At 67.5% G+C, this 22,876-nt stretch carries 24 protein-coding genes and 2 pseudogenes; 10 read left to right on the top strand and 16 right to left on the bottom strand.

Annotated elements, in window-relative coordinates:
* Positions 1–305, bottom strand: a pseudogene (locus HUU94_RS08590) (ATP-dependent DNA helicase); the annotation flags it as partial.
* A 52-nt stretch (positions 306–357) separates the two neighbouring features.
* On the bottom strand, positions 358–927 hold the full coding sequence (locus tag HUU94_RS08595; protein ID WP_174274672.1) for a hypothetical protein: 570 nt from the start codon (positions 925–927) through the stop codon (positions 358–360).
* Between the two features lie 96 nt (positions 928–1,023).
* Between HUU94_RS08595 and HUU94_RS08600 the strand changes: the two genes are divergently transcribed.
* From HUU94_RS08600 to eda, 7 genes are all read left to right on the top strand, one after another.
* Positions 1,024–2,610 (top strand): lysine--tRNA ligase, encoded by a 1,587-nt coding sequence (locus HUU94_RS08600; RefSeq protein WP_174274673.1) that lies wholly within the window; start codon positions 1,024–1,026, stop codon positions 2,608–2,610.
* A gap of 112 nt (positions 2,611–2,722) precedes the next feature.
* Positions 2,723–3,388 carry a DUF1345 domain-containing protein gene (locus HUU94_RS08605; RefSeq protein ID WP_174274674.1) on the top strand — a complete coding sequence of 222 codons (666 nt, stop codon included), beginning with the start codon at positions 2,723–2,725 and terminating at the stop codon, positions 3,386–3,388.
* A gap of 40 nt (positions 3,389–3,428) precedes the next feature.
* The gene (locus HUU94_RS08610; protein WP_174274675.1) at positions 3,429–5,372 is read left to right on the top strand and encodes a M61 family metallopeptidase; all 1,944 of its coding nucleotides are present in this window, start codon (positions 3,429–3,431) and stop codon (positions 5,370–5,372) included.
* Between the two features lie 11 nt (positions 5,373–5,383).
* The gene (zwf, locus tag HUU94_RS08615; RefSeq protein ID WP_174274676.1) at positions 5,384–6,829 is read left to right on the top strand and encodes a glucose-6-phosphate dehydrogenase; all 1,446 of its coding nucleotides are present in this window, start codon (positions 5,384–5,386) and stop codon (positions 6,827–6,829) included.
* The gene (gene pgl / locus HUU94_RS08620) at positions 6,822–7,526 is read left to right on the top strand and encodes a 6-phosphogluconolactonase (RefSeq protein ID WP_174274677.1); all 705 of its coding nucleotides are present in this window, start codon (positions 6,822–6,824) and stop codon (positions 7,524–7,526) included. Before zwf ends, pgl begins: the two co-directional genes overlap by 8 nt.
* Entirely contained in the window at positions 7,523–9,415 is a 1,893-nt protein-coding gene (edd, locus tag HUU94_RS08625; RefSeq protein WP_174274678.1) for a phosphogluconate dehydratase, read from the top strand. Before pgl ends, edd begins: the two co-directional genes overlap by 4 nt.
* The gene (eda, locus tag HUU94_RS08630; protein WP_174274679.1) at positions 9,415–10,029 is read left to right on the top strand and encodes a bifunctional 4-hydroxy-2-oxoglutarate aldolase/2-dehydro-3-deoxy-phosphogluconate aldolase; all 615 of its coding nucleotides are present in this window, start codon (positions 9,415–9,417) and stop codon (positions 10,027–10,029) included. The genes edd and eda overlap by 1 nt, the downstream gene beginning before the upstream one ends.
* A gap of 2 nt (positions 10,030–10,031) precedes the next feature.
* Here eda and HUU94_RS08635 read toward each other — a convergent pair whose 3' ends face one another.
* From HUU94_RS08635 to flgB, 14 genes are all read right to left on the bottom strand, one after another.
* Positions 10,032–10,202 carry a hypothetical protein gene (locus tag HUU94_RS08635; RefSeq protein WP_174274680.1) on the bottom strand — a complete coding sequence of 57 codons (171 nt, stop codon included), beginning with the start codon at positions 10,200–10,202 and terminating at the stop codon, positions 10,032–10,034.
* A 232-nt stretch (positions 10,203–10,434) separates the two neighbouring features.
* The gene (locus HUU94_RS08640; protein WP_174274681.1) at positions 10,435–11,358 is read right to left on the bottom strand and encodes a flagellar motor protein MotB; all 924 of its coding nucleotides are present in this window, start codon (positions 11,356–11,358) and stop codon (positions 10,435–10,437) included.
* Positions 11,359–11,404: 46 nt separating this feature from the next.
* A complete protein-coding gene (gene motA, locus HUU94_RS08645) occupies positions 11,405–12,268 on the bottom strand; it encodes a flagellar motor stator protein MotA (protein ID WP_174274682.1) in 864 nt (287 codons plus the stop codon).
* A gap of 218 nt (positions 12,269–12,486) precedes the next feature.
* Positions 12,487–13,332, bottom strand: a complete 846-nt coding sequence (locus HUU94_RS08650) for a flagellin (RefSeq protein ID WP_174274683.1) — start codon at positions 13,330–13,332, stop codon at positions 12,487–12,489.
* A gap of 10 nt (positions 13,333–13,342) precedes the next feature.
* Complete coding sequence (flgK, locus tag HUU94_RS08655) at positions 13,343–14,698, bottom strand: flagellar hook-associated protein FlgK (protein WP_174274684.1); 1,356 nt, start codon at positions 14,696–14,698, stop codon at positions 13,343–13,345.
* Entirely contained in the window at positions 14,695–15,024 is a 330-nt protein-coding gene (locus HUU94_RS08660) for a rod-binding protein (RefSeq protein WP_254602067.1), read from the bottom strand. Before HUU94_RS08660 ends, flgK begins: the two co-directional genes overlap by 4 nt.
* On the bottom strand, positions 15,021–16,172 hold the full coding sequence (locus tag HUU94_RS08665) for a flagellar basal body P-ring protein FlgI (RefSeq protein ID WP_174274685.1): 1,152 nt from the start codon (positions 16,170–16,172) through the stop codon (positions 15,021–15,023). Before HUU94_RS08665 ends, HUU94_RS08660 begins: the two co-directional genes overlap by 4 nt.
* Before the next feature lie 8 nt (positions 16,173–16,180).
* The gene (locus HUU94_RS08670; protein ID WP_174274686.1) at positions 16,181–16,897 is read right to left on the bottom strand and encodes a flagellar basal body L-ring protein FlgH; all 717 of its coding nucleotides are present in this window, start codon (positions 16,895–16,897) and stop codon (positions 16,181–16,183) included.
* Entirely contained in the window at positions 16,878–17,666 is a 789-nt protein-coding gene (gene flgG / locus HUU94_RS08675; protein ID WP_174274687.1) for a flagellar basal-body rod protein FlgG, read from the bottom strand. Before flgG ends, HUU94_RS08670 begins: the two co-directional genes overlap by 20 nt.
* A 13-nt stretch (positions 17,667–17,679) precedes the next feature.
* Positions 17,680–18,426, bottom strand: a complete 747-nt coding sequence (flgF, locus tag HUU94_RS08680) for a flagellar basal-body rod protein FlgF (protein WP_174274688.1) — start codon at positions 18,424–18,426, stop codon at positions 17,680–17,682.
* Between the two features lie 11 nt (positions 18,427–18,437).
* On the bottom strand, positions 18,438–19,748 hold the full coding sequence (locus HUU94_RS08685) for a flagellar hook protein FlgE (protein ID WP_174274689.1): 1,311 nt from the start codon (positions 19,746–19,748) through the stop codon (positions 18,438–18,440).
* Positions 19,749–19,774: 26 nt separating this feature from the next.
* Positions 19,775–20,461 (bottom strand): flagellar hook assembly protein FlgD, encoded by a 687-nt coding sequence (locus HUU94_RS08690; protein ID WP_174274690.1) that lies wholly within the window; start codon positions 20,459–20,461, stop codon positions 19,775–19,777.
* Positions 20,458–20,862: a flagellar basal body rod protein FlgC gene (flgC, locus tag HUU94_RS08695; protein ID WP_174274691.1), complete on the bottom strand. Its 405-nt coding sequence runs from the start codon at positions 20,860–20,862 to the stop codon at positions 20,458–20,460. The genes HUU94_RS08690 and flgC overlap by 4 nt, the downstream gene beginning before the upstream one ends.
* A 4-nt stretch (positions 20,863–20,866) precedes the next feature.
* Entirely contained in the window at positions 20,867–21,247 is a 381-nt protein-coding gene (flgB, locus tag HUU94_RS08700; RefSeq protein ID WP_174274692.1) for a flagellar basal body rod protein FlgB, read from the bottom strand.
* Positions 21,248–21,445: 198 nt separating this feature from the next.
* Between flgB and HUU94_RS08705 the strand changes: the two genes are divergently transcribed.
* The 3 genes and pseudogenes from HUU94_RS08705 to HUU94_RS08715 form a co-directional block, all read left to right on the top strand.
* The gene (locus HUU94_RS08705) at positions 21,446–22,132 is read left to right on the top strand and encodes a MotA/TolQ/ExbB proton channel family protein (RefSeq protein WP_254602076.1); all 687 of its coding nucleotides are present in this window, start codon (positions 21,446–21,448) and stop codon (positions 22,130–22,132) included.
* Positions 22,129–22,566, top strand: a complete 438-nt coding sequence (locus HUU94_RS08710) for an OmpA family protein (protein WP_174274694.1) — start codon at positions 22,129–22,131, stop codon at positions 22,564–22,566. The genes HUU94_RS08705 and HUU94_RS08710 overlap by 4 nt, the downstream gene beginning before the upstream one ends.
* 36 nt (positions 22,567–22,602) lie before the next feature.
* Positions 22,603–22,876 (top strand): annotated as a pseudogene (locus HUU94_RS08715) (hypothetical protein); the annotation flags it as partial.

Here is a 22,876-nt window from a genome sequence, read left to right on the forward strand (position 1 = left end):
GCCGCGTCGGCCTCGCTCTCCGGCGGCGCGAGGCCCAGCGCGCGGGCGAGACCGCCGGGGGTCGGCACCGCGAAGCGCGCCGGGTGGACGAAGGCGAACAGCTCCAGCAGATCGAGCCCCGAAAGCTCGGGCATGCCGAGCCGCGCGGCGACGAGCGGGGCGTTGAGGAGGATCGTCGGCGTCGCCGAAAGCTGGCTCAGCGCCGCGCCGCGCCCGATCTGCTCGATCGCGCCCTCGGCATGCGCGAGCCAGATGCCCGCGTGCGTCGCATGGAGCGCCGGCAAAGGCGCGCGATCTTCGGTCATGGTTCGGGCCGGTGCCGCCAGACGCGCCGCAGGTGCGTTTCCAAACGAACTCTCAGCCGCGCAATGCGGCAATGAAGCCGGCGGCGTCGGGCAGGCGATCGAAGTGGATGTTGCCGTCGACATCGGCCGAGGGATCGCCCGGCACCAGCACCAGAGCGGCATTGCCGTTGCCCCTGGCATCGACCTGCCCGAGGATACCGCCGACCACACGATCCCGGCGGATCTCCATCAGCGGCGCCTTCATCCACGGCAAGGTCCAGAGGATGCGCCGATCGGTGACGGTCAGCCGGATGAACGGCGCGCGCATCACCGCGAGCAGGAAGCCCGGATATCTGCGCAGCAGCAACACCACCACGCCCGCGACCAGCACCAGCAGCGTCGCGCTGGCGATCAGCGAGAAGCCCCAGTCGGTATCGCTCTGCGGAAAGGGCCACCATATCGCCCAGAGCAGGATGGTGAGCGTCCACGCTTGCAGCGCGGCGAAAGCGAAGACGGTGAGCGAGCCTGCGGGGATCGCGCGGATGCCGGGCCGCGCGACATAGCGCGCTTCCTCGGCGCGGGCATCGAGCCTGCGGATGTACGGGGCCGGCAGCGACGCTTCGGGAGGCAGGATTTCGATCACGCGGACACCCCTCCCGGTAGAGCCTGGACGAAAGCGCTTCCAACGCTCGCCCCCCTCCCATAAAGGCACGCGCCAACCTAGGGCATGCTGGAACAGATGGCAAACGAACTTCGCGCCGCTGCGCTCGCCTCCAAGGCGTGGCCCTTCGAGGAAGCGCGCAAGCTGCTCGCGCGGTACAGGGATGGCGCGCCCGCGAAGGGCCATATGCTGTTCGAGACGGGTTACGGCCCTTCGGGACTGCCGCATATCGGTACGTTCAACGAGGTGCTGCGCACGACGATGGTGCGCCGCGCCTATGAGACGCTGTCCGATATCCCGACGCGGCTGATCGCCTTCTCGGACGACATGGACGGGCTGCGCAAGGTGCCCGACAATGTCCCCAACAAGGCGATGCTGGCCGAACATCTCGGCAAACCGCTGACCGCCATCCCCGATCCGTTCGGAAAGTATGACAGCTTTGCCGCGCACAATAACGCGATGCTGCGCGCGTTCCTCGATCGCTTCGGCTTCGAGTATGAATTCCTGTCCGCGACCGAGCGCTATCGCTCGGGCGCGTTCGACGAGACGCTCAAGCTGGTGCTGCGGCATTACGACGCGATCATGGCGGTGATGCTGCCGACGCTGCGCGAGGATCGGCGGCAGACCTATTCGCCGGTGCTGCCGATCTCGCCGGGGAGCGGCATCGTGCTCCAGGTGCCGGTGGCGGTGGTCGATGCCGATGCCGGGCTCGTCCGCTATGTCGATCCGGTCGATGGCGAGGAGGTGACCGCCTCGATCCTGTCGGGTGCCGCCAAGCTGCAATGGAAGGTCGATTGGGCGATGCGCTGGGTGGCGCTGGGCGTCGATTACGAGATGGCGGGCAAGGATCTGATCGACAGCGTCACGCAATCTTCGAAGATCGCGCGTATCCTGGGCGTCCGCCCGCCCGAGGGCTTCAATTACGAGATGTTCCTCGACGAACATGGCGAGAAGATCAGCAAGTCCAAGGGCAACGGGCTGAGCCTGGAGCAATGGCTGACCTACGGCCCGCCCGAAAGCCTCGCTTACTTCGCCTATCGCGAGCCCAAGCGTGCCAAGCAGCTCCACATCGGCGTGATTCCGCGCGCGATCGACGATTATTGGCAATCGGCCGGCCAGTATCAGGATCAGACCATCGACCAGCGTCTGGGCAACCCCGTCCACCATATCCCGCTGGGCGCGGCGCCGGACGTGCTGCCGCCGGTGAGCTTCAGCCTTCTGCTCAACCTCGTCGGCGTCCTCGGCGGCGAGGCCGACGAAGGCGCGGTATGGAGCTACCTCGGCCGCTACCGCGCGGGCGCGACGGCGGACGCGCATCCCGAACTCGCGCCGCTGGTCCGTTACGCGATCGCCTACCACCGCGATCATGTCGCGCCGACGCTCAAGCGGCGGGCGCCGAGCGAAAGCGAAGCGGCGGCGTTGCGCGATCTCGACGCGCGATTGGCGGGGTTGGGACCGGCGGCGGACGCCGAGACGATCCAGAACGAGCTCTATGAGGTCGGCAAGGCGCATTACGCCAAGGAGAGCCTGCGCGACTGGTTCAGGGCACTGTACGAAACGCTGCTGGGTTCCGATCAAGGGCCGCGCATGGGCAGCTTCATCGCGCTCTATGGCGTGGAGAACAGCCGGCGGCTGATCGCGGAGGCCTTGGAGCACGGCGCTTAATTCGTCACCGCGGGCTTGTTCCGGGGTCCACCGTGTCGCACATGGTCGGTCGCTGATCTGGTTGGCTGGTGGATGCCGGAACAGGTCCGGCATGACGGGATGGGGGTGGCCGATGGCTGACAGCAGGGGCCTTCAACTCGGGCGCAGGATCGCGCCGCCGCGCTTCCTGCTGTTCATGGCGCTGGCGATCGTCGGCGCGATCGCGGCGATCCCTTCGCTCGGCTGGCGCGAGGGGACGATGGCGGCGTTCGACGTCGCCTCGGTCGTCTTCCTGATCAGCATCTGGCCGCTCCTGCGCAGCGAGGCCGAGCAGATGCGCGAGGCCGCGCGCAAGAACGACGCCAATCGCGCCGCTCTGTTGCTGATCACGGGGATCGTGATGCTGACCGTGCTGGTGGCGGTCGCCTCCGAACTCAGCCAGAAGGGCGGCCCCAAGCCTGCGATCGTCTCGCTGATCATCGGCACGCTCGCGCTCTGCTGGATCTTCAGCAACATCATCTATGCGCTGCATTATGCCCACCTGTTTTACAGTCCGGCGGCCAAGGATGGCGGGGATTGCGGAGGGGTCGATTTCCCCGGCACCGACGAGCCCGATTATTGGGACTTCATCTATTTCGCTTTCTGCCTGGGCATGACCTTCCAGGTATCGGACATGGACATCACGGCGAGCCGCATCCGCCGGATCGTCACCGCGCACTGCCTTGCGGCGTTCGTCTTCAATATCGGCGTGCTGGCCTTTACGATCAACGTGCTGGGCGGCGGCTCCGGCGCAAGCTGAAGGCTGGACAGCGGCGGGCGGCTCGCGCAAGCCTTCGCGCATGACGAAGCTCCGCCTCTCCGCCCCGTTCGCATCGCTGTTCCTCGCCGGCGCGCTTTTCGCACAGACCGGCCCGACGCCGACCGGCGACAGCAAGCCGCAGGCGCTGCCGATCGCGCAGACGATCCCCGCGCCGCGCGACGTTCCCTATCCCGGCACGATCAGGCTCGCGGTCGATGCCACCGACACCGCGCACCGCATCTTCCGCGTGAGCGAGACGATCCCGGTCACCGCCGGTCCGCTGACGTTGCTGCATCCCGCCTGGCTGCCGGGCGCGCACGCGCCGCAGGGCGAGATCGACAAGATCGCCGGGCTGACGATCACCGCCAACGGCGCGACGATCCCGTGGCAGCGCGATCCGATCGACGTCCGCGCTTTCCATATCGACGTGCCCGCGGGCGTGGCGAGCATCGAGGTGAAGTTCCAGTTCCTTTCCGCCACCGCCGAGAGCCAGGGCCCGGTGGTGATGACGCCCAACATGCTGGCGCTCGAATGGATTTCTACCCTGCTCTATCCGGCGGGCCATTACGTCCGCCAGATCATGATCGATCCCAGCGCGACCTATCCGGCGGGCTGGACTTCGGCGACCGCGCTCCGCCCGTCCGGCACGGCGACGGCGGCGGGCGGCACGGTCCATTATGCGCCGGTGGCGCTCGATACGCTGGCGGACTCGCCGGCGTTCGCGGGGCTTTATTATCGCGGCGACGCGCTTTCGCCCGACGTGACGCTCAATACCTTCGCCGAGCGGCCCGACCAGCTCAGGATCAAGCCCGAGCAGCTCGCCCAGCACAAGGCGCTGATCGCGCAGGCGGCGAAGCTCTTCGGCGCGCAGCATTACAGCCATTACGACTTTCTGTTCGCGCTCTCGGACAGGATCCAGGGCTTCGGGCTGGAGCATCATCGCTCGTCCGAGGATCAGGCGCCCGGCGATTATTTCCTGAGCTGGGACGATCATGTCGCCGAGCGCGATCTGCTCGCACACGAATATACGCATAGCTGGAACGGCAAGTTCAGGCGGCCCGCCGATCTCTGGACTCCCGATTATCGCACGCCGATGCGGGACAGCTTGCTCTGGGTGTATGAAGGGCAGACTCAATTCTGGGGCAATGTGCTCACCGCGCGGGCGGGGCTGATCTCCAAGCAGGATGCGTTCGATGCGCTGGCGGCGGTGGCGGCGGGCTATGATACGCAGCCGGGCCGGGCGTGGCGCCCGCTGGTCGATACCACCAACGAGGAGATCATCTCCAATCGCCATCCCGAACCCTGGGCGAGCTGGCAGCGGCCCGAGGATTATTATTCCGAAGGCCAATTGATCTGGACCGAAATCGACCAGATGCTCCGCGAGAAATCGGGGGGCCGGAAATCGATGGACGATTTCGCCAAGGCCTTCTTCGGCACGCACGATCGCGACTGGGGGGAACTGACCTATACGCTCGACGATATCGTCGCGACGCTCGACAAGGTGCAGCCCTACGATTGGGCGGCCTATCTGCGCGACCGCGTCTATGCGGTGGCGCCCAAGGCGCCGCTCGGCGGGATCGCCAAGGGCGGCTATCGCCTGGTCTATACCGAAGAGGCCGGCGCCTATTGGAAGAGCCTCGAGGGCGCGCGGCATGCGATGAACCTCAGCTATTCGCTGGGGATGGTGATCGGCAAGCAAGGCGAGGTCGGAGCCGTGCTATGGGATAGCCCGGCATTCAATGCGGGCATTTCGGCGGGCACGACGCTGGTCGCGATCAACGGCGACGCATATTCCGACGGCGATCTCAAGGCGGCGATCACCGCCGCCAAGGGCGGGACCAGGCCGATCACATTGCTGATCAAGCAGGGCGAGGTCTATCGCACCGTCGCCGTGCAATGGAACGGCGGCCTGCGCTATCCGCACCTCGAGCGCGTCGGCAAGGGGCCAGGGAGCCTCGACGCACTCTACGCACCACGAAGCTGACCAGCCGCTTCATGCCCGCCCGCACCCTGCTGCTGTTCGGCGCGACCGGCGATCTGGCGCGGCGGATGCTGCTGCCGTCGCTGTTCGGGCTCGACGCCGATGGCCTGCTGCACGAGGGGCTGGCGATCGTCGGCACCGCGCGACACGCGATCGGCGACGACGGCTTTCGCGAGAGCGCGGCGACCGCGGTCGAGCCGATCCTCGCCGACCGCAAGCTCGACGGCGCGGTCCTGGAGCGCTTCCTCGCGCGGCTGAGCTATGTCCCGGCCGACGCCTCCGATCTCGCCAGCTTCGCGGCACTCGGCGAAGCGCTGAGGGATCGGATCGACGGCGGCATCGCGATCTTCCTCTCGACCGCGCCCAGCCTGTTCGGATCGACGATCGCGGGGCTCGAACAGGCGGGTCTCGCCGGGCCGAAGACGCGCCTCGCGCTCGAAAAGCCGCTGGGGCAGGATCTCGCCTCCAGCCGCGAGATCAACGATGCGGTGGCGCGGGTCTTCCCCGAGGATCGCACCTTCCGGATCGATCATTATCTCGGCAAGGAGACCGTGCAGAACCTGCTGGCGATGCGCTTCGGCAACGTGCTGTTCGAGCCCTTGTGGAACGCCAGCGGCATCGAGCATGTCCAGATCACGATCTCCGAAACCGTCGGGCTCGAGGGGCGTACCGGCTATTTCGACGGCATGGGCTCGTTACGGGACATGGTGCAGAACCATATGCTCCAGTTGCTCGCACTGGTCGCGATGGAGGCACCGGCGCAATTTTCGGCCAATGCGGTGCGCGACGAGAAGGTGAAGGTGCTGCGCTCGCTCCGCCCGCTCGATGCCGCCAGGGAAAGCGTGATCGGCCAATATACGGCGGGCGCGGTCGCCGGGCAGCCGGTGCCGGGCTATCTCGACGAGCTCGGGGTGCATTCGGATACCGAGACGTTCGTCGCGCTGAAGGCGCATGTCGATAACTGGCGCTGGCATGGCGTGCCCTTCTACCTGCGCACCGGCAAAAGGCTGCCGGTGCGGCGATCGGAGATCATCGTCCAGTTCCGCGCGGTGCCGCATTCGATGTTCAGCGGGCGCGGCGCCGCGCTGCGGCCCAACCGGCTGGTGATCGGCATCCAGCCCGAGGAGAATATCGGGCTGACGATCATGGCCAAGCAGCCGGGGCTCGATCGCCAGGGCATCCGCCTGCGCGAAGTGCCGCTCGATATCGGCATGGCCAACGCCTTTGCCGACGTGCGGCGCCGGATCGCCTATGAGCGGCTGCTGATCGACCTGATCGAGGGCGAGAGCACCCTGTTCGTCCGCCGCGACGAGGTGGAGGCGCAATGGCACTGGATCGATGCGATCCGAAGCGGCTGGGACGAGGCGGGAATGCGCCCGAAAGCCTATGCGGCGGGAACCTGGGGGCCTGCCGCGGCGATAGCGCTTACCGAGCGCGATGGAGTGAGCTGGAATGATTGAAGCCGAATGGTGGGACTATGAGGAGCGCGACGAGTTCGTCGATGCGGTTGCGGGCGATATCGGCTTCATCATCGAAAGCGCGATCGATGCGCGAGGATCGGCGGTGCTGGCGCTATCGGGCGGCAAGACGCCGATCGCCGCTTACGAGAAGCTCGCGCGGGCCAAGCTCGAATGGAAGCGCGTGACGATCTTTCCGGTCGACGATCGGCTGGTGAAGGTCGACGATCCGATGTCCAACGTCGGCATGCTCGCCAGGATATTCCTGCCCAAGGGGGCGCGCGTGATGCCGCTTTCCGCCGACAACCCCGATTACAAGGGTGCCGGCGCCGCCGCCGACGCGCGGCTCCAGGACGTGAGCTGGCCGCCCGATCTCGTGCTGCTCGGTATGGGCGATGACGGGCACACCGGATCAATCTTCCCCGGCCCCGATTATCAGGCGGCGCTCGATGCGCCCAAGGCGCGCCGCGCGATCGGCGTGATGCCCGATCCGATGCCAGAGGATGCGCCCGTCCCGCGCGTGACGATGACGGCGGCGGCGATCCGCTCGGCGCGCGCCCTGATGATCGCGATCACCGGCGAGAAGAAGAAGGCGCTGCTCGAAACCGCGATCGCGGAGGGCGCGAGCAGCACGCTGCCGATCGGACGCGTGCTGGCGGAGGCGGATCAGGCGGTCGACATCCACTGGAGCGCCGAATGAGCCTGGACGCCGCCGTGAGCGCGGTCACCGATCGGGTGATCGCGCGATCGGCGGCGACCCGGGGACGTTATCTCGATCTGATCGCGCGCGAGCGCGACCAGGGCGTCCACCGCCCCCACCTCGCCTGCGGCAATCTCGCGCACGGCTTCGCGGCGGCCGGCGAGGACAAGCATGCGATCAAGCGCGGGCATGCGATGAACATCGGCATCGTCACCGCGTACAACGACATGCTCTCGGCGCACCAACCCTATGGGCGCTACCCCGAGCAGATCAAGATTTTCGCACGCGAGGTCGGCGCCACGGCGCAGGTGGCGGGCGGGGTGCCGGCGATGTGCGACGGCGTGACCCAGGGACAGCCCGGCATGGAGCTGTCGCTGTTCAGCCGCGACACGATCGCGCTCTCCACCGCAGTGGCGCTCAGCCACGGGATGTTCGAGGGCGCGGCTTTGCTCGGCATCTGCGACAAGATCGTGCCCGGGCTGCTGATCGGTGCGCTGCGTTTCGGCCATCTGCCGATGCTGCTCGTCCCCGGCGGGCCGATGCCGTCGGGCCTGCCCAACAAGGAGAAGGTCCGCATCCGCGAGGCCTATGCGGCGGGCGAGGCCAGCGAGGAGGATCTGCTGGAGGGCGAAAGCGCCAGCTATCATTCGGCGGGCACCTGCACCTTCTACGGCACCGCCAACAGCAACCAGATGATGATGGAGGTGATGGGGCTGCACGTTCCCGGCGCCGCCTTCGTCAATCCGGGCACCAGGCTGCGGCAGGAGCTGACGCGCGCCGCGGTCCATCGGCTCGCCGGGATCGGCTGGGCGGGCGACGATTATCGCCCGCTGGGGCGCTGCATCGACGAGAAGGCGATCGTCAACGCCGCCGTCGGCCTGCTCGCCACCGGCGGATCGACCAACCATGCGATCCACATCCCGGCGATCGCGCGCGCGGCGGGGATCCTGTTCGACTGGGAGGATCTCGATCGGCTGTCGGGCGCGGTGCCGATGATCGCCAGCGTCTATCCCTCGGGACCGGGCGACGTGAACCAGTTCCATGCGGCGGGCGGCATGGCGTACGTGATCGGCGCGCTGCTCGAGGCGGGGCTGCTCCATGGCGACGTGCCGACGGTTTGGGAGGGGGGCCTGGCGCGCTACGCAAAAGAGCCTGCGCTTCGTGATGCCGGACCTGTTCCAGCCGCGCACTTACCGGCTACGGCGCGAGGCGAGGAGTGGACCCCAGACGGCAATCTGGCGTGGCACCCGGTGCGCGTCTCCCGCAACAGCGAAATGCTGCGCCCGGTCTCCGATCCCTTCCTCCCCGACGGCGGCATGCGGCTCGTCACCGGCAACCTCGGCCGCGCGACCTTCAAGACCAGCGCGGTGACGCGCGACCGCTGGAGCATCGAGGCGCCGGCGCGCGTGTTCCACGAACAGGACGACGTGCTCGCGGCCTATAAGGCGGGCGAGCTGGAGCGCGACGTGATCGTGGTGGTGCGTTTCCAGGGGCCGCGCGCCAACGGCATGCCCGAGCTGCACAAGCTCACCCCGGCGTTGGGCGTGCTCCAGCAGAAGGGCTTCAAGGTCGCGCTGGTCACCGACGGGCGGATGTCGGGGGCGAGCGGCAAGGTGCCCGCGGCGATCCACGTCTCGCCCGAGGCGTTCGCGGGCGGGCCGATCGCCAAGGTGCGCGACGGCGACATCATCCGGCTATGCGCCAATCGCGGCGACCTCGAGCTGCTGCTCGATCGCCAGGAGCTCGCGGCGCGCGACGCGGCACCGCCGCCGCTCGCGCATCTCGGCACCGGGCGCGAGCTGTTCGCCTTCATGCGCGACGGCGCGAGCGAGGCCGAGGCGGGCGGATCAGCGATGCTCGCGGCGATGGAACGGGATTATGGACTATGATGGCGATCGAGCAGGTCATGGCGCTGGCGCCGGTGATCCCCGTGCTGGTGATCGAGGATGCCGCGCATGCACGGCCGATCGCCGAGGCGCTGGTGCGCGGCGGCATTCGCGCGCTGGAGGTGACGCTGCGCACGCCCGCCGCGATCGAAGCGATGCAGGAGATGGCCAAGGTCGAGGGCGCGGTGGTCGGCGCGGGGACGGTCGTCAGCGAACGCCAACTCGATCAGGTGATGGCGGCCGGGGCGCGCTTCATCGTCAGCCCCGGGCTGACCGATCGGCTGGGCGCCGCGGTGATCGCGCGCGGCATACCGTTCCTGCCCGGCGTGTCCGACGCGGCCGATATCATGCGCGGGCTCGATCTCGGGCTCGACCGCTTCAAATTCTTCCCGGCGGAGGCCTCGGGCGGGATCGCCGCGCTCAAGGCGCTGGCTGGACCCTTCCATCAATGCCGTTTCTGCCCGACCGGCGGGATCAACGAGGCGAGCGCGCCGGGATGGCTCGCCGAGCCCGCCGTGCTGTGCGTCGGCGGTAGCTGGCTGGTGCCCACAGGCGTGCCCGACCAGGCCGAGATCGAGAAGCGCGCGCGCGCCGCCGCGAAGCTGCGCGCGCCCTGACCTCAGGCGAGCGGACCCGAATAGAACCAGCGCCGCGTCGCCAGCGTCCGCACCAGCACGCAACCGCAATCGCGGCAGGTCGAGCGCACGGTGCTGCCCGAAATCCCGATCGGCACGCGCCGGGGCCGATGCCGCCCGTTCGCGCAAGGGCTGTGATGAACATCGTTTGCCATGATCGCCTCCGTCGGCGACCCGTTTCGATCGACGAGATCGCACGCGCATTTCGCGTTTGTTGCCGCGGTGAAGGAAACGAGACGCGAAACGGGCCCGCCCTCGGGGAAGGACGGGCCCGTCGGTGGCCGCGCGCGGGCAGCCTGCAAACGCCCGAGGGGAGTCGATGGCGCTTTGCTACGCTGAGGATAGGCGCGGTTGCCGGCCGATCCAGATGCTTCTGCTTTCAGCCGGTCAAGGCGCGGTTTTGAGCGCGGGCGGCGGCGGGGCTTCCGGCCCCTGATCGACGGGCCCCGACCAGGTGAGCGTGATCGACATCCGCCGATTGCGCGGATCATAGCGATCGGCGGCGATGTACGGCTCGCGATCGGCGACGCCCTCGATCCGCGCGAAGCGATCGGAAGGCACACCCTGATCGGCCAGCGCCTTGCGCGTCGCCTCGGCCCGCGCGCTCGACAGCGTCCAATTGTTGACCGATCGCCCCGCCGCATAGGGCAGCGCATCGGTATGGCCGCGCACGATCACGCCGTTGGGCACGCCGCCGACCACCTGCGCGACCTTGCCCATCAAGGCATAGGCATCTGGCACCAGCCGATCGGTGCCCATCCCGAACATCGCGAAATCGGCCTTGTCGATCAGATCGATGCGCAGCCCCTCGCGCGTATCGGTGAAGCGGATGTTCTGCATGAAGCGAGTCATGCTCTTGTCCTGCGACAGCTTCTGGACGAGCTGACGGCGGAGGAAGCCGAAACGCTGCTGATCCTTGCTGCGGTTGGTCACCGAGCTTTCGGACTGGCCGCCGCTGGCATCGCGCGGGATCGTCATGCTCTTGCTGCCGACGCCGCCGTTGTGATGCGGATAATTGTCCTTGGCCAGGATCGAATCGCCGCCGAACGGGCCGTTGGCGCCCGCGCTCTTCTCGCGCATCTCGACGAGCGTCGGCGTGAAATAATCGGCGATGCCCTTGCGCTGCTTCTCGGTCGTGGCGCCGAGGATCCAGAGCAAGAGGAAGAAGGCCATCATCGCGGTCACGAAATCCGCATAGGCGACCTTCCATGCGCCGCCATGGTGGCCGGCATGCGCCTCGACGACGATCTTCTTGACGATGATCGGCCGGGGCTCGGGCTCGTTCTTGCCCCGCTTCGACGGCGACGCCATCAGTTGCCACTTTCGCCAGATGTTTCGCTTGCGGTCTTCCTCATCGTCAACGCCCGCGCATGCCGTCGAACACATCGGCGAAGGCCGGCTGGTTCGAGTGGGTGATCCCCGATCGCGCCGCCTCGATCACCAGCGGCAGCGGATGGCCGTGCAGCGAGGCGATGATGATCTGCTTGACGACGCCGTAGATCGCGCTGTCCGCCTCGATCACCTGTTTGCAGCGATTGGCGAAAGGGCCGACCATCCCGTAGGCGAGCAGCACGCCCATGAAGGTGCCGACCAGCGCCGAGCCGATCATCGCGCCGAGGATCGCGGGCGGCTTGTCGATCGAGCCCATCGTCTTCACCACGCCGAGCACGGCGGCGACGATGCCGAGCGCGGGAAGCGCATCGGCGAGGCTTTGCAGCGTGTCGGCGGGGCGGATATCGTCATGGTGGTGCGTCTTGAGCGCATTATCCATCACATCCTCGACCGCGTGCGGATCGAGCGTGCCGCTGGAGATCACCACCAGCCGCAGCGTATCGGTGATCATATGGACGAGCGTGCTGTCCTTGAGCAGCTTGGGATATTGCGCGAAGATCGCGGAGGATTTGGGATCCTCTATATGCGGCTCCAGCGCCACCGGCCCTTCGATGCGCAGCATCTTCATCAGGCTGGAAACGAGAAAGATCGTCTCCAGATAATCCTTCTTCTTATATTTCGGCCCCTTGAAGACCTTGCCGAAGCCGCCGCCAAGCTGCTTCAGCTCCTTCATCGAATTGCCCGCGATGATCGCGCCGAGCGCGGCACCACCGATGATGATCATCTCATGCGGGATGGACTCCATCACCGGGCCGAGCGCGCCACCGGTGAAGGCGAAGCCGCCGAACACCATGACGATCAGGATGACGATGCCGATGGCAGCAAACATAGTCTTCGGCTCTCCCCGCCATGCTGTCCGGATGCGCGATCGGGCTAGGCCCTGTTCCCGCAAATATGATTAACGGCAGGGAGGCGATCTCTTTAGCGCCAGACCGCAATTTGCAGACGCGCCCTTTCGCGAGTTTCCCCGCTGCCTGCCGACGCTGAAGAAGAAGCTGGACCCCGGCTCAAGGCCGGGGGTGACGTCCATCTTGAACAGGACAGCCTCTAGCCGAGCATGCTGAAGAGATTGCTCTTGTGGCTCTGCGCGAACACCGTCTGCGCCGCCTGCAACGCGAGCTGCTTCGACTGGATCTCGCTCAGCGCATAGGTCAGATCGGTGTCTTCGAGGCCCGAGCGTTCGGCGGAAAGATCCTCGTCGCTATTCTCGAGGCTGGTCTTCATGTCGGCGAAGCGACCGGCGCGCAGGCCCTGATCGGTCTGGGCGGTGGTGATGTGCGCCATGGCGGCGTCGAGCTCGTCGAGGCTGGTCGAAAGGCCGGCCGTGTCGCCGGTTTGCAGCGCGGTCGCCGCCGATGCGAGGATCGTGGCGATCGTCTTGGTGCCGCCTGCCGTGACCACGCCGCCGAAGACGCTCGCCTGCGATGCCGTGGCGGCGATGCTCAGGCTGTCCGAAATGGGGATCGACGTGGGCGTAGCCGCCGGGAAGAGCGGGCGGCCCTGCGGATCGGTGGCGGCGGCATATCCGGCGATATCCTGCCCGATGCTGTTGATCTCGGTCGCCAGCGCGTTGCGATCGATCGCCGATGCGCTCTGGGTACGCCCGTTTAGCAGCAGCTCCTTGGCGCGGGTCAGAGCGGTCTGGACCGAGGCGAGCTTGGCATCGGCGGCGCTGGCGACCGCGCTGCCCGTACCGATATTCTTGGCATAGACGGCGTGATCGGCCTGGATCGTGCCGATGCTCGCGATCCGCGCGGCGGCGACGGGATCGTCCGACGCGGCGGTGAGGCGCTTGCCGGTGGAGACCGTCTGCTGGAGCTTGGCGAGGTCGCTCGAGATGCGCGTCTGTCGCGCGATTTCGGCGGCGGAAATGTAGCGCGTGGCGCCGATCATGGCCTGATCCTCAATTGAAAAGGGCGAATATCGATTGCAGCGTCTCGCGCGCGGTCTGGATGACCTTGGCGGACGCCTGATAGGCCTGCTGGAAGCGCAGCAGCTCGGCGGCCTCGGTATCGAGATCGACGCCGGACACTTCATCGAGCGAGGCATAAGCACCGTCCTTGCGCGAAGCGGCTGCGGTGGATTCGGTGGTGGCGGCCGAAACCAGCAGCGCGTGGCTGTTGACCAGCGACTGCCATTTGGCCTCGACGCCAGTGCCGTCGCGCAGGCTGGAGAGCGCGAGCAGGTTGCCATTGTCGGCACCGGCGGCCGATGCGGCGGCGATCGCCGTGGGATCGTTGGTGGCGAGCGCGATCGTCGCGGCATCGGTGCCGCTGAGCAGCGCCACACCGGCCGTGCCGGCGGGGGTCTTGCCCTGCGCCTGCCAGGCATTGAGGCCGGTGACGAGCTGGCTGGCGATCGCATCGACCTGCTGGCGGCGCCCGGCGATGACGTTCGATACATCGACGAGCCCGGCCAGCGCGCCCCCGGTCGGCGTCGCGGCGGAGGTCGCGCCATCCTTGGTCACGCTCATCGACACCTGGCCGTTCGTCGCGACCTGGAGCCGCAGGAAGGCGGGCGAGGCGCTGTTGCTGGAGAGCAGCAGCGGCCCCGAATAATCGCTGAGCTTGATCGAGGCCGCGCCATTGGCCTCGACCGTGACATCGATGCCCAGCTTGGCGGAAAGACCGCCGATCAGCGAATCGCGCTGATCCTCGAGCTGCGCGCGCGCCGCCGATCCCAGGGGCGCGGTCTGTAGCGCGACATTGACCTTGCCGAGCGCGGCGAGATCGGAATTGGCCTGATCGACGAGGCTGCCCGCCTGCGAGGAGACGGTGCCTGCGATCTTGCCGAGATCGGCGCCGGTCTGGCCGATCCCGGTCGCGGCATTGCCGATGTTGGACAGCATCGTCTGGCGCAGCGACGTATCGTTGGGGTTGGCGGCGAGCTGCGTCGCGCTGGTGAAAACCGCCGTAAGTTTGGCCGCGACGCCGCCATTGGTATCGCTCAGCATCGTCTCGACCGAAGACAGATATTGCGTGCGCGTACCCGAACGGCTGGCGTCCGAATTGGCGGACCAGGCGCTGGTCGCCTTATATTGATCCCAGACGCGCTGCACCTGGCTCGCCTGCACGCCGCCGAACGCGCTGCTCGTGCGGTTGAGCGAGTAGGGGCTCGTCGCCGATGTCTGCTCGGTGAGCTTGACCGAGCGGCGCGCGAAGCCCTCGGTATCGGAATTGGTGACATTCTCGCCGACGGCGGCGAGCGCGCCCTGATAGGCGAGGACGCCGGAGCGGCCGATCGAGAGCAGATCGCTCATTGGCCGGCCTTGCCGTCACCAGGCAGGGTGCCTGCAATCGGAGCGCTCAATCGTGCGCCATATTGCTTCACCAGCATGTCGGCGATGTGCAGCCCGCCCTTCTCCGCCATCTGGTCGGCCATCTTGGCGTCGCTCATGTCGCGGAACTGCTCGGACGAACTCGAATCGAGCAGGCCCTCGCCAAGGCTCGCCGAGCGCATCGATTTTATCATCTGGCGCAGGAAAATCGCCTCGAACGCCTTGGCGGCGGTCTTGAGCTTGGCGAGATCGGCCGGCGGCGCGGCCGTCGTGCCGGCTGCGGCCGTTGGGGAAAGCGCGTCGGTCACAGCACGATCAACTCCGCCTTCATCGCGCCGGCCTGCTTGAGCGCCTCGAGGATCGCCACGAGATCGGCCGGCGATGCGCCGATCGCGTTCACCGCCTTCACGATGTCCGCGAGGCTGGCGCCGGGGGCGAAGCGGAACATCGGGCGGCGCTCCTCTTCCACCGCGATCTTGCTCTTGGGGACGATCGCGGTCTGCCCCTGGCTGAAGCCTTCGGGCTGCGAGACCTGGAGATCGTTGCTGACCTTGACGGTGAGCTTGCCGTGCGTGACCGCGGCGGGCGCGATCCGCACCGCGCCGTTGATCACCACCGTGCCGGTGCGGGCGTTGACGATGACGCGGGCAGGCGCATCGGCAGGATCGACCGAAAGATCCTGGATCTGGCCCATCAGCGCGGTGCGGAGCTCGGCCCCCTGCGGCGCGGTGATCGCGACCGTCACCGCATCGATCGCGCGCGCGCGGCCCGCGCCGATGCTGGCGTTGATCGCATTGGCGACGCGGCCCACCGTGGTGAGATCGGCCTCGGCGAGGTTGAAGCGTACCTCGGGCGCGTTCGCGAAACCGGCGTCGACCGCGCGTTCGACCGTCGCCCCGCCGGGAATGCGGCCGGCGGTCGGTACGTTGACCGTGACCTTCGATCCGTCGGCGGCATCGATGCCGAGCCCGCCCACCGCGAGATTGCCCTGCGCCATCGCATAGACCTGCCCGTCCGCGCCCTGAAGCCCGGCCATCAGCAAGGTGCCGCCGCGCAGGCTCTTGGCCTTGCCCAGCGCGGCGACGGTGATGTCGAGCCGCTCGCCGGGCTTGGCGAACGGCGGCAGCTCGGCGGTGATCATCACCGCCGCGGCATTTTTGAGCGCGGGATTGACGCCGGGCGGCAGCGCGAGGCCGAAGCGCGAGGCGACGCCCTTCATGCCCTGCGTGGTATATTCGAGGCTGTCGTCGCCGGTCCCCGCGAGGCCGACGACGATGCCGTAGCCGGTCAACTGGTTGGCGCGCAGCCCCTGGAAGGTGCCGAGATCCTTGATCCGATCGGCGGCGGCGGGCGCGGGCGCCACGATGGCGGCGAGCAGCGGCACCACCGCGAGCAGCGAAAGCCAGCGCCACAGCGGCGAACCAAGCAGACGGGACCAGGCGAAAGGCTGGGACATACGCATCCTTAGAAGGGGCTGATCCGCGAGAAGAAGCGGCCGAACCAGCCCTGCTGGCTGGCGCGCGCGATCTCTCCGGTGCCCGAATAAGCGATCTTGGCATCGGCGACGCGGGTGGAGGGAATGCTGTTGTCGAAGTCGATATCGGTCTGGCGGATGATGCCCGAAATGCGGATCTGCTCGTCGCCGCGATTGAGCGTGAGCTGCTTCTCGCCGCGCACCAGCATCGTGCCGTTGGGATAGACCTGGGCGATCGTCACGCTGATCGCGCCGGTCAACTGGTTGGATTGCTCGGCGCCGCCCTTGCCGTCATATTTCTGGCCGTCGCCCATGTTGAGGTTGACCTTGTTGAGGATGGTCGCGATCGGCCCGGTCGGCGGCGGCGTCACGCTGATCGAACCGTTGCGGTTGACCGTCGCGCTGTTGCTCTTGAGCGCCTGCGTCTTCTCGACGAGGAGGATCGTCACGACATCCCCGACGCGCGCGGCGCGCGTGCCCGAGGTGAGCGGCGCATAGCCGTAACCCGCGTGGAAGATCGCGCCATCGGCGGGCGGCGCTTCGATCGCCGGCGGCGCGTAGCTGGGCGCATATTCGATATGGAGCTGCGTCGATTTCTTGATGCGCGCCTGCGCGGGCGCTGGCAGCGCGAGGATTGCGGCGCCGGCGGCGAGACCGAGGAGGACAGCGAGCTTCACAGGCGCCGCCTCAAAGCTGCTGGTTGGCATATTGCATCATCTCGTCGGTCGCCTTGATCAGCTTTGAATTCACCTCGTAGGCGCGCTGCGTCTCGATCATGTCGACCAGCTCCTCGGTGATATCGACGTTCGAGGATTCGAGGCTGCCCTGCGCGATCGTACCGCGCCCATCGACGCCGGCATCGCCGACCTGCGGCGCACCGGACGAAGCCGTCTCGACCAGCAGATTGTTGCCCATCGCCTGAAGTCCGGTGGGATTGGTGAAGCTGACCGTCTGGATCTTGCCGAGCGCGGTGGTCGCGGCCTGGCCCTGGAGCGTCGCCGAGACGGTGCCGTCGGCGGCGATCGTGATTCCGGTGGCACCCGCCGGCACGGTGATCGGCGGCTGTAGCGGCATGCCGTCCGAGGTGGTGACGTTTCCTTCCGCCGACAGGCTGAAATTTCCGTCGCGGGTGTAGGCGGTCTGGCCGTCGGGCTTGAGGATCTGGAAGAAGCCGGCGCCCTGGATCGCGAGATCGAGGCTGTTGCCCGTCGTCTGCAGCGAACCCTGCGTATCGATCCGCGTGGTGCTCATGATCTTGACGCCCGAGCCGAGGTTGAGCCCGGTGGCATATTTGTTCTGGTCGGACGAAGCCGCGCCCGGATCGGTGATCGACTGATAGGCCAGGGTCTCGAACTGGGCGCGATCGCGCTTGAAGCCGGTGGTGTTCACGTTCGCCAGATTGTTGGCGATCACGCGCATGCGCTCGTTCTGCGCATCGAGCCCGGTGCGGGCGACGTGGAGGGCGGCGTTGGTCATCTAAAGGGACTCCTCAGTCCGAGATTTTCATGAGATCGGCCGCGGCGCGGTCCATCTCCTGCGTGGTGGTGAGCATCTTGACCTGCCCGTCCCAGGCGCGGCTGGCATCGATCATGTCGACCAGCGCCGATGAGGTGCTGACGTTCGATCCCTCGAGGCTGCGCGCGGTGACCTTGGCGTCGGGATCGGACGGCAGCGTTCCGCCGCCCGCGACCTGGAACAGACCGTCCAGGCCCTTCCTGATTTCCGAGCCCTTGGGACCGACGAGCTTGAGCCGATCGACCTGTTGCGGATTCTTGGGGTCACCGCCCTGCGGCACGATCCAGATCGCGCCATCTTCCGCGATCGAAACCTTGTCGGCGGGAGGCAGGGTGATCGGGCCACCCTCGCCGAGGATGATCTGCCCGTCGCCGGTGGTCAGCAGCCCGCTGTCGTTCCGCTGGAGATCGCCGCGCCGCGTATAGCTCTCGCCGCCTTCGGCGCCCTGCACCGCGAGCAAGGCATCACCGCCGAGTGCGACATCGAGATCGCGGCCCGTGGCGGTGACGGCGCCCGGGCGCATGTCGGTGCCCGTGACCTCCCCGGTGACGGTCGCGCGCGTGTCGGCGGCGCCGCCGCTCGACATCCACAGCGCCTGCGCGTTGGTCATCTCGCCCCGGAAGCCCGTGGTGTTGGCGTTGGCGAGGTTGCTGGCGATCGCCGCCTGGCGCGCCATCGCGCCACGCATCGCCGCCAGCGAACTGTAGATGAGGCGATCCATCGGGGTTCAGCTCAGGAGCGCAGGTTGACGATCGTGTCGGTCATATTGTTGGCCGTCTCGATCGCCTTGGCGTTGGCGGAAAAGTTGCGCTGCGCCGAGATCAGCGACACCAGTTCCTCGGTGATATCGACATTGGCCTGTTCGAGCGCACCCGACTGGATGATTCCCGCCGAGCCCGTGCCCGCCTGGCCGACCACCGGCTCCCCCGAAAGTCCGCTCTCGCCCCAACGCGAATCGCCGAGCTGGCGCAGGCCGTTGGGGTTCGGGAAGTTGGCGATCACCAGCGAGCCCAGCTTCTTGGTGGTGCCGTCCGAAAAGGTGGCGGTGACCAGGCCGGACGAATCGACCGCGAGATTGTCGAGCTGCCCCGCCGCGCGGCCGTCCTGGTGGAAGGCGCCGGGGGTGAAGGTCGATGCGGTCTGGCGCGTGGTCGAACCATAGGTCAGCTTGAGGCCGATCGGCGCCGATGCGCCGGAGGGCAGAACGCTGTTGAAGGTCACGGTGCTCGCCGGCGAGGTCAATACGCCGTTGGTGTCGAACACCATGTTGAGCGGTGCGGGCGGGTTGGTCGTGGCGTTGTTGTCCGCGCTCGTCTGCTGATCGCCGATGAACAGCCGCGCCTGCCAGGTGGAGCTGGTGATGGCGGGCGTCGCGGTGGCATCGGGGCCGATGCGCGAATAATAGAGCGTCGCCTGCTGCGGATTGCCCGCCGAGTCATAGACCGTCGTCGCGCTCGAATAATTATAGCTGTTCGGATCGTAGCGATCGAACTTGTAAGGCAGCGTCGCCGTATAGGCCGAGCGCTTCGACGGCAGATCGGCATCGCTCGGCAGCGTCGCGGAAAGATCGAGCGTCGTGCTCGCGGCGGGCGCACCGGCGCTCTGCGGGATTTGCAGCGCCGCCGCCGCCGCCATGCCCGTGGCGGAAAGCGCACCCGTGCTGTCGACGGGCAGCACCTGCACGAACGAACCGTTCGAATCGACGAGATAGCGCTCGTCGTTGATCGAGAAGGCGCCGTTGCGCGTGAAGGAGAGCTGGCTTCCCGTCTTGGTGACGAAGAAGCCCTGCCCCGAAATCGCGAGATCGAGCGCGCGATCGGAGGTCTGGAACCCCCCTTGCGTGAATTGCTGGCTGATCGATTTCAGCCGCGTGCCCTGCCCCGCGACATTGCCCGATTGCAGCGGCGAGGCCGAGATCAGATCGCCGAATTCGGCGCGGCTCTTCTTGAAGCCGATCGACCCGACATTGGCGACGTTGTTCGAAATGACGCTGAGATCGGACTGTGCGCCCTTGAGGCCGGAGAGCGAGGTGTAGAAGGACATGGATCACTCCTGGGGAGAAAGAGGGTTCAGCCGAGCTGGATGACGTCGCTCGGCGCGAAGCTGCCGAGGCCGGTGACGAGCCTGGTGGAGCCGGAGGCGGGGGATTGGACCGATTGCACCTCGGTCCACGCGGCGTTGGTGGTGGTGACGCTGCCCGATCCGGCCGCGGCGGCCGCCGAGACGACGATGCGCAGCGGGCCGGCGACGGCCGCGCCCGCGCTGTCCTTGCCATCCCAGCTCCAGTCGATCGCACCCGCCGATCTGGCGCCGAGATCCTCGGTATGGACGGTCTGACCATTTGCATCGAGCAGGCTGACGGTAACGTCCTTGGCATCCGAAGGCAGCGTGATCTCGCCGGCGTAGGCGCCGGTCGAGAGCGCGGCGGCGGAAGCGGAGGCGACGAGCGCGCCGCGCCCGATCCAGCCCGAGGCATCGCCGAACCGCGCGGCGGCGAGATCGCTCGCCATATTTTTCAGGCTGGCATTCATCTCGGTGATGCCCGCGACCTGGCTGAAGGTCGCCATCTGCTGGACCATCTGGGTGTTGTCGGTGGGCGCGGTGGGATCCTGCGTCGCGAGCTGCGCGGTGAGCAGCTTCAGAAAGCCCGATTGATCGATCGTCTTGCTCGCCGCGGCACTCTTGGCCGACGAAGTGGTGGCGCCGGAGCCGCTGGCGAGCGAGTCCAGATAGCTGTTGCCGGTGGCTAGGGTCATTTCTCTATCCTCAGCGTATCGAGGGTCAGCGTCTTGGCGGTCTGAAGCACCTGGACGTTGTTCTGGTACTGGCGCGCGGTCTCCATCATCTCGACGAGCTCGCCCGCATTATCGACGCCGGCCTCCCAGACATTGCCCTCCTTGTCGGCGAGCGGATTGCCGGGATCGTGGCGCTGCGTCGGCTCGGTCGCGCTGGCGACGACCCTGCTGACCTTGACGGTGGCGACGCCTTCCTGCCCGCCGACGGTCTGGAACACCGGCTTGAGCGCGCGGAACGCGCCTTCCTTGGTAGTCGAGACGCTGTTGGCGTTGGCGAGGTTCGACGCGGTGGTCGAAAGCCGCAGTAGCTGCGCGGACATCGCGCGGCCGGCGACGTCGAAGATCGAAAGGTTGGTGGTCATCGCCTCATTCGCCCTTGAGCGCCGACATCACCGTGGCGATGCGGCCCTGGAGGAACGAGAGCGTGGTTTTATACTGGACGGCGTTTTCGGCGAACAGGGTCTGCTCGGTCGAAAGCTCGACCGTATTGCCGTCGAGCGAGCTCTGCAGCGGCACGCGATAGCCCATCGCGCCTTCGGCCGCGGCGCCGGCGGTGGCGGAGCGATCGTCGGCCGAGCCGCCCGCCGCCTGCGCGCTGGCGGAGGCGAGCGCCTTGGTGAAATCGAAATCGCGCGCCTTGTAATTGGGGGTGGCGGCGTTGGCGATGTTGGACGCCAGCATCGCCATCCGCTGCGAACGCAGCGTCAGCGCGGTGCCGTGGATGCCGAAAAGCGGATCGTCTGCCATATCGTGCCTCCTTTCGTCCTAAAGGTCTCGTGCCACCGGTCGTAATCCGCTTCGATCGATGGCGTTCGGATCATGCTCTGCAACGAGCGTGCCAAATCGTGCGCGGCGGTCCCGAACGGTCTTGGCGGCGCCGTTCGACGAGGGTGCCGGCAAATCTTTGCCGGGGCCGGCAAGTTTTTGCCGGGAGTATGCGTAACCGTGGGCTTGGTTGGACAATATCTGACGTTTCTCGACCCGCTGGCGTTGCTGCTGGTGCTGGGAGGATCGTCGCTCGTCGCTTGCGCGCGCGTGTCACGGGGCGAGGCCGCGGCGGCGCTTGCCGCGCTGGGCCCGTTGGTGCGGGCCGATCCCGAAGCCGATGCCGATGCCGCACGCCGCGCCGTCTCCCGGATCGCCGCGATCGCCGAGGTGAAGGGAATCGTCTTCGCCGAGCGTATCGCCACCACCGGGCGTTTCTTGGCGCAGGCGGTGGCCGAGCTTGCCGACGCACGCGATGCCGAAAGCTTCGCGCGCTGGGCCAATGAGACGCTCGACACGCGCGCGCGCCGCCATGCCGGCGCGATCAGCTTCTGGGAAACGATCGCCGACACCGCGCCGGCGATGGGGATGATCGCCACGGTGCTCGGCCTCGTCCGCATGTTCGCCGCGCTGGAGGATCCGCGCGCGATCGGCGCGCCGATGGCGACCGCGCTGATCGCGACGCTGCTGGGCCTGATCCTCGCCAATCTGGTCGCCGGGCCGATCGCGAGCCGGCTGGAGCGCCTCTCGATCGCCGAGCTGGCCTGGCAGCGTCACACGCTCGATCATCTCACGCGGCTGGCGCGGGCCGAGCTGACCCACGCGCACGGGTTGCAGCGCCGCGTCCAGCGCAGCGTCGCGGCGTGAGGGCGCGCAGCCCGCGCTGGGCAATAAGCTTCGCCGATCTCTGCCTGCTGCTGCTCGGCTTCATGATCATCCTGCAGGCGCGCCCTGATGGTGCCGCGCTCGCCAACGGGCTGCGCGGTGCGTTGAACGCGAAGACGTGGCGTGCCGAACAGCAGGCATCGGCGCTGTTCGACGGCGGCGAAGCGGTGCTCAACGCGCGCGGGCGCGGGTTCGTGGCCGATTTCGCGCGCGGCGCGGGCCAGCACAGGGTGCGGCTGGCGAGCCACGGCACCGATCCGCAGAGCGCGCGCTTCGACGGCTGGGAGCTTTCGGCGGCACGGATGGCGGCGGTCGCGCGCGCCTTGCAGACGGCGCATGTGCCCGCCGATCGCATCGCGCTTTCGATCGACGGCGCATCGGGCGGCGGCCAGAGAATCAGCCTGGAAGCCAAGTAAGCGCGCGGCTGGCACGCGCTTTGCATCGCACAGCACATGAAACGTATGATGCTCGTCCTGATCAGTGTCGCCACACCGGCGATCGCCACGCCCTTCCAGAACATCGGCGCGCTCCAGAACCGCGTCGTCGCGGCGCTGGGAGCGGGTGTCGGCGAGCCGGGCGGCCCGGCCGCGCCGATCGATCCGCGCCTCAAGCTCACCGCCTGCGCATCGAGCGTGATGATCGATCCGCCGGCGATGGGCGCGATCGCGCTGCGCTGCCCCGCCGCCGGCTGGCGCATTCGCGTCCCGCTGATGCGGCTGGCGCAGG

Source organism: Sphingomonas bacterium (genome assembly GCF_903644055.1).
Taxonomy (GTDB): domain Bacteria; phylum Pseudomonadota; class Alphaproteobacteria; order Sphingomonadales; family Sphingomonadaceae; genus Sphingomonas_I.

Coding starts and splice junctions, on each gene's coding strand:
- edd (WP_174274678.1), top strand. CDS start 7,523: ATGAGCCTGGACGCCGCCGTGAGCGCGGTCACCGATCGGGTGATCGCG.
- flgK (WP_174274684.1), bottom strand. CDS start 14,698: ATGAGCGATCTGCTCTCGATCGGCCGCTCCGGCGTCCTCGCCTATCAG.
- HUU94_RS08600 (WP_174274673.1), top strand. CDS start 1,024: ATGGCAAACGAACTTCGCGCCGCTGCGCTCGCCTCCAAGGCGTGGCCC.
- HUU94_RS08690 (WP_174274690.1), bottom strand. CDS start 20,461: ATGACCCTAGCCACCGGCAACAGCTATCTGGACTCGCTCGCCAGCGGC.
- motA (WP_174274682.1), bottom strand. CDS start 12,268: ATGTTTGCTGCCATCGGCATCGTCATCCTGATCGTCATGGTGTTCGGC.
- HUU94_RS08640 (WP_174274681.1), bottom strand. CDS start 11,358: ATGGCGTCGCCGTCGAAGCGGGGCAAGAACGAGCCCGAGCCCCGGCCG.
- flgC (WP_174274691.1), bottom strand. CDS start 20,862: ATGACCACCAACCTTTCGATCTTCGACGTCGCCGGCCGCGCGATGTCC.
- HUU94_RS08610 (WP_174274675.1), top strand. CDS start 3,429: ATGACGAAGCTCCGCCTCTCCGCCCCGTTCGCATCGCTGTTCCTCGCC.
- flgB (WP_174274692.1), bottom strand. CDS start 21,247: ATGGCAGACGATCCGCTTTTCGGCATCCACGGCACCGCGCTGACGCTG.
- HUU94_RS08685 (WP_174274689.1), bottom strand. CDS start 19,748: ATGTCCTTCTACACCTCGCTCTCCGGCCTCAAGGGCGCACAGTCCGAT.
- HUU94_RS08665 (WP_174274685.1), bottom strand. CDS start 16,172: ATGTCCCAGCCTTTCGCCTGGTCCCGTCTGCTTGGTTCGCCGCTGTGG.
- zwf (WP_174274676.1), top strand. CDS start 5,384: ATGCCCGCCCGCACCCTGCTGCTGTTCGGCGCGACCGGCGATCTGGCG.
- eda (WP_174274679.1), top strand. CDS start 9,415: ATGGCGATCGAGCAGGTCATGGCGCTGGCGCCGGTGATCCCCGTGCTG.
- HUU94_RS08670 (WP_174274686.1), bottom strand. CDS start 16,897: ATGCCAACCAGCAGCTTTGAGGCGGCGCCTGTGAAGCTCGCTGTCCTC.
- flgF (WP_174274688.1), bottom strand. CDS start 18,426: ATGGATCGCCTCATCTACAGTTCGCTGGCGGCGATGCGTGGCGCGATG.
- flgG (WP_174274687.1), bottom strand. CDS start 17,666: ATGACCAACGCCGCCCTCCACGTCGCCCGCACCGGGCTCGATGCGCAG.
- pgl (WP_174274677.1), top strand. CDS start 6,822: ATGATTGAAGCCGAATGGTGGGACTATGAGGAGCGCGACGAGTTCGTC.
- HUU94_RS08635 (WP_174274680.1), bottom strand. CDS start 10,202: ATGGCAAACGATGTTCATCACAGCCCTTGCGCGAACGGGCGGCATCGG.
- HUU94_RS08605 (WP_174274674.1), top strand. CDS start 2,723: ATGGCTGACAGCAGGGGCCTTCAACTCGGGCGCAGGATCGCGCCGCCG.
- HUU94_RS08650 (WP_174274683.1), bottom strand. CDS start 13,332: ATGATCGGCGCCACGCGCTACATTTCCGCCGCCGAAATCGCGCGACAG.